2 protein-coding genes are annotated in these 5,477 nt (G+C 63.8%); both read right to left on the minus strand.

The window, feature by feature from the left end; translation table 11 throughout:
- A partial coding sequence (locus M3N55_RS16480) for a VCBS domain-containing protein (protein ID WP_249060953.1) occupies positions 1–5,157 on the minus strand: 5,157 nt, incomplete at its 3' end.
- A gap of 14 nt (positions 5,158–5,171) precedes the next feature.
- Positions 5,172–5,447, minus strand: coding sequence for an ADP-ribosylglycohydrolase family protein (locus M3N55_RS16895; RefSeq protein WP_283164008.1), 276 nt, complete (start codon positions 5,445–5,447; stop codon positions 5,172–5,174).
- Positions 5,448–5,477 lie beyond the last annotated feature (30 nt).

Consider the following 5,477-nt stretch of genomic DNA (forward strand, 5'->3'; position numbering starts at 1 on the left):
AAACACCACAAAGCTCGCGCCGGATGAGCTGCCGTTCGGGTCGTCGTAAGGGACCCCGACGATCAGGTCGTCAAACCCGTCGCCGTTCACATCGCCCGCCGAGCTGACAGAATAGCCAGAGCGGTCATCCACCGACACGCCGTTGATCACGAAGCCGCCGGTGCCCGCCTCAACAGTTGACAGCTCCACCGCCGTCCCATCCGTCTTTCCGAACACCACAAAGCTCGCGCCGGAGTTGCTGCCGCTCGGATCGTCAAAACGGGCTCCGATGATCAGGTCGTCGAACCCGTCGCCGTTGACATCGCCCGCCGAGCTGACAGAGCGGCCCGAGTTGTCAAACGCTGAGATCCCATTGAGTACGAAACCGCCTGTGCCCGCCTCAACAGCTGACAGCTCCACCACCGTCCCATCCGTCTTTCCGAACACCACAAAGCTCGCGCCAGAGTAGCTGCCATTCGGGTCGTCGTTATCGGCCCCGATGATCAGGTCATCAAACCCGTCGCCGTTCACATCGCCCGCAGAGCTGACAGAGCGGCCTGATAGGTCACCTGCCGACACACCGTTGATCACGAAACCGCCGGTACCCAACTCAACAGCTGACAGCTCTACCGCCGTCCCATCCGTCTTCCCAAACACCACAAAGCTCGCGCCAGATGAGCTGTTGCCGTTCGGGTCATCGATTCTGGCCCCGAGGATCAGGTCGTCGAACCCGTCACCGTTGACATCGCCCGCAGAGCTGACAGAGCGGCCCGACTGGTCATCCGCCGACACCCCGTTGATCACGAAACCGCCGGTACCCGCCTCAACAGCTGACAGCTCGACCACCGTCCCATTCGTCTTCCCAAACACCACAAAGCTCGCGCCGGATGAGTTGCCGTTCGGGTCGTCGTAAGGGACCCCGACGATCAGGTCGTCAAACCCGTCGCCGTTCACATCCCCCGCCGAACTGACAGAATAGCCAGAGCGGTCATCCACCGACACGCCGTTGATCACGAAGCCGCCGGTGCCCGCCTCAACAGCTGACAGCTCCACCGCCGTCCCATCCGTCTTGCCGAACACCACAAAGCTGGCGCCGGAGGAGCTGCCGTTCGGGTCGTCAAAACGGGCTCCGACGATCAGGTCGTCAAACCCGTCGCCGTTGACATCGCCCGCAGAGCTGACAGAGGCGCCAGAGAAGTCAGCCGCCGACACGCCGTTAATCATGAAGCCTCCGCTGCCCGCCTCCACGTCAGACAGCGCAATAGGTTTGATTGTCAGCCCGCCCCTCACGGTCACTCCCTGCACAACTTCCAGCGCGGCGTTGCCATTAGTGTAGACCGCGAAGGTGCTGCTTCCTTCCTCAAGATCAGCCCCCCGGGTCCACCAAGAGCTGCCGGTCAACGTAACCGCATCGCTCGACGCGCCCAGAACGCGAAGGATGTTCGTGCCTTCCGCCAGCTGGAACAGCTCCACCGGCGAGATCGCCAGCGCATTGCCACCGCCATTCAGGTCGATCACCTCGACCGAGGTCAGCGATGTATTGCTCAGCGCATCGAGGTCCAGCACCAGCCCGGTACCGTCCAGTCGCAGCGTATCTGTACCGGTGCCGCCGTCAATGCGGGCAAGGCTCAGGCCTGATATCGCCAGCAAATCATCGGATTCATAGAGAGCTTCGCCGCCCGCGTCGACAAGCTCGTCATCTTCAAACAGCTCCAGTCCATTCTCGTCCAGCAGCGCAATAGGGCGGGTACCACCGTCGATGCGGGCAAAGCTCAGGTCTGATATCGCCAACAAATCGTCACCCGCGCCGCCACGAAGCACATCCGCGCCGCCTGCACCGATCAACGTGTCATTACCGGTGCCGCCGATCAGGACGTCCCTGTCCGCGCTACCCGTCAGTACGTCGTCACCAGATGTCCCGACCTCCGTCGCAGCGCCGGTGAAATCACCGCCAAATACCACAAAGCTCGCGCCGGAAGAGGTGCCATTCGGGTCGTCGTATGGAGCCCCCACGATCAGGTCATCAAACCCGTCGCCATCCACATCCCCAGCAGAGCTGACCGAAAAGCCCGAATTGTCAAACGCTGAGATCCCATTAAGTACGAAGCCACCCGTGCCCGCCTCGATGGTGCTGAGCTCCACCGCCGTCCCATCCGTCTTGCCGAACACCACGAAACTCGCGCCGGAATAGAACCCGTTTGGGTCGTCAGCCCAAGCCCCCACAATCAGATCGTCGAGGCCGTCGCCGTTCACATCCCCGGCAGAGCTGACAGACCAGCCAACCCGATTGTACGCCGAAACCCCGTTGATCGCGAAGCCTCCGCTGCCCGCCTCCATATCAGACAGCGCGGCAGCACCCCCATCCGTCTTGCCGAACACCACGAAACTCGCGCCGGAGTTGCTGCCGTTCGGGTCGTCGCCGTAGACCCCGACGATCAGGTCGTCAAACCCGTCGCCGTTCACATCCCCCGCCGAGCTGACTGAGCGGCCAGAGCGGTCATCCGCCGACACGCCGTTGATCACGAAGCCGCCGATGCCCGCCTCGATGGCGGACAGCTCAACCGCCGTCCCATCCGTCTTGCCGAACACCACAAAGCTCGCACCGGATGAGGTGCCATTCGGGTCGTCATAAGGTGCCCCGACGATCAGGTCGTCAAACCCGTCGCCGTTCACATCCCCCGCGGAGCTCACAGAGGTGCCAGAAAAATCATCCGCCGACACGCCGTTGATCACGAAGCCACCGATGCCCGCCTCCACGTCAGACAGCGCGATAGCACTCCCACCCGTCTTGCCGAACACCACAAAGCTCGCACCGGAATTGAACCCGTTCGGGTCGTCGCCACCGGCTCCGACGATCAGGTCATCAAACCCGTCGCCGTTCACATCCCCCGCCGAGCCCACAGACAAGCCACCCCAATCACTCGCCGAAACTCCGTTGATCGCGAAGCCTCCACCGCCAGCCTCGACCTCAGACAGCGCGACAGCATCCCCATCCGTCTTCCCAAACACCACAAAGCTCGCGCCAGAATAGGACCCGTTCGGGTCGTCGTAAGGTGCCCCGACGATCAGGTCGTCAAACCCGTCGCCGTTCACATCCCCCGCAGAACTGACTGAGCTGCCCGACCGATCATCCGCCGATACCCCGTTGATCACAAAGCCGCCTGCGCCCGCCTCGATCTTCGAAAGCTCAACAGCCGATCCGTCGCTCTTGCCAAACACCACAAAGCTCATGCCGGAATTACTCCCGTTCGGGCCAGCGTAAGGTACCCCCACAATCAGGTCGTCGAGGCCATCGCCGTTCACATCTCCCGCAGAACTGACAGAGCTGCCCGAGCGGTCATCCGCCGAAACCCCGTTGACCACGAAGCCGCTTAAATCTGAGTTTCCGGACAGTTCCGACAGCTCGAAAACGCCCCCGGTACCCGAGTTCACGCCGGTGATGGTCACCATGACCACCTGTTCGGTCCCGTCCGCCGTCTCGGCCGTAAAGCTGTCCGTTAACGTTTCCCCGTCGCCCAGCGACTGGATCGCCGCTTGTGCGTTATCGGCGGCGTAGGTCCACTTGCCCGATGCCGTCAGCGTGAAGGTACCGTAGCCGTTCAAGCCCAACACTGAGGCCTGTGCTAGAAACACGGACTCACCCGCGTTCGGGTCGGTGACGGTCAGAGCGCCAGCGGCCCTCAGCGTCGCGGCGGTATCCTCCGTTGCCGCTCCTGCTGTAACGCCCCCGATCACGGCGGGAACATCGGCCACCTCAGCAAGGGTGCTCAGGGCTGCCGTCACCGCCTCGAAGGCGGCCGGGGCCTCGGGCTCCTCGGATTCCGGTAGCGCTGCGAAGACCGCGCCCAAGGCCGCAAGATCCCCGGAGAGATCGGCGACCTCCTCGGGCGGGACGTCCTCACCGGCGTTCAGGCGGGTGGCCAAGTCCGCCACCGCAGCCTCGACCTTGGACACCGAGGGCAGGGAGGCGGCCTTGATCTCGGCCACGATTTCCTCGGCCCCGGCCAACGGAGTCCCATCGCTGGCGGTGATCTGCAGGTCCTCTACCCCGCCCTCGGCGCTGGCCTCCCCTGGTCCGAACCCTACCAGCGTCTTGTCGCTGAGAGCCTCGCGGATTGCGGCAAGCTCCGCCTCATTCTCAACCGTGATCGTCAGGCGGCCAAGCCCGCTTGCGCTGACCAGGGCGGCGGCCTCGATGAACTGCTGCGCGGTCAGCACCACGGCGGAGTTGACGAGGAACTCAACCCCGGGCGCGATGGTGACGCTTTGCAGATCCGCCGTCCCGCGCTTGATCTCGATCGTGGTAAAGCCGGTCAGATCGCTGTTGGCCCCGATCAGGACCTGGTCCGAGGCGTCCTCGAAGGCGAAGATCAGCTGGGGCACGCCGCTCAGGCCGGAGGTGTCCAGCGTGATAGACCGCTGGTCGGTCACCCCTGGCCCACCGGGGCCATCACCCACGTTGAAGACAAGTGCCTGAAGGTCACCATAAGCCCCGGTGAAGGACAGAGCGACACCATCCGGCACCTCGAACAGGAGCGACTGAAGCGTTGCCCCGGAGGCGGATTCGAACCCTGTCAGCGGGTCAGGGGTGAAGATTTGCGCGTTCCCATCCCGGCCGAAGGTGACACCCTCTGCACCAAGAGCGACCGTGATCGGACCCGCGGCGGTGCCCCCGAAGCGGAGCACCCCGTCGGCCCCCTCGCTCACCCGGAAAGCCGGCTCGGGCTCCGGATCAGCCCCTCCGGCCCCGGTAGCGGCAGCCAGACCAAGCAGGCCAGCGGCCGCCCCAGCCGCCCCGCCAGGACTGGAGAACGCCTCGGCAAGGGCTGCTAGCTCAGCTGCGACATGCTCCGAGATCGCGATGCCGCCGCCTTCGAGCAGGACGAAGCTGCCCGGCCCGTAAGTGCGCACGGTCCCGTCAGCGAGCGTGAGCTCTAGAGTCCCGTCAGGCAGGAACTGGGCCGAGGTCACCCCCATATCATCGCCAAGACGCACATAGCCGTCTGGCAGCGTCGCCGCCTCCGCGAGACCTGCGGCCAGAAGCGTGACGGCAATCCCCCCAAGAAAGGCGGGCGCGGCAGCGGGGTTTCGCTTTCTGGTCTCGTTAGTATCTACGGAGGATTGGTCGCGCTGCGGATCAGTGCGGTCAGCGACCGCATTCCCTGTAAAATCCTTCATCCGTGACCCTGTCTCTATGTGCGACGGCACCTCAAGGGACTGACGCTATTATTGATTTCCTTGTGAAGGCGCAGCCTAGCTAGCGCGAGGAGGCGCGCGCGCGGATACGCTAACCACCAGCGACGCCTGTCGCTATATATCTTTCGAGGTAAATTTAATCTTTTCGGGCAAGCATTGCCCCCAAAGAGTGACACAGGCGCAGCGAGCAGGCTGTCTGCGAGGCAGAGCGCCATCGCCGTGTCGTCGGTCCACGCCCCGGCCGGCAGCTTGAAGACGCCGCCGGATCGCATTCCGGTGACGAGCTCAAAGGAGCCCCGGCT

This window comes from Roseinatronobacter domitianus (assembly GCF_023336755.1).
Lineage (GTDB): Bacteria > Pseudomonadota > Alphaproteobacteria > Rhodobacterales > Rhodobacteraceae > Roseinatronobacter > Roseinatronobacter domitianus.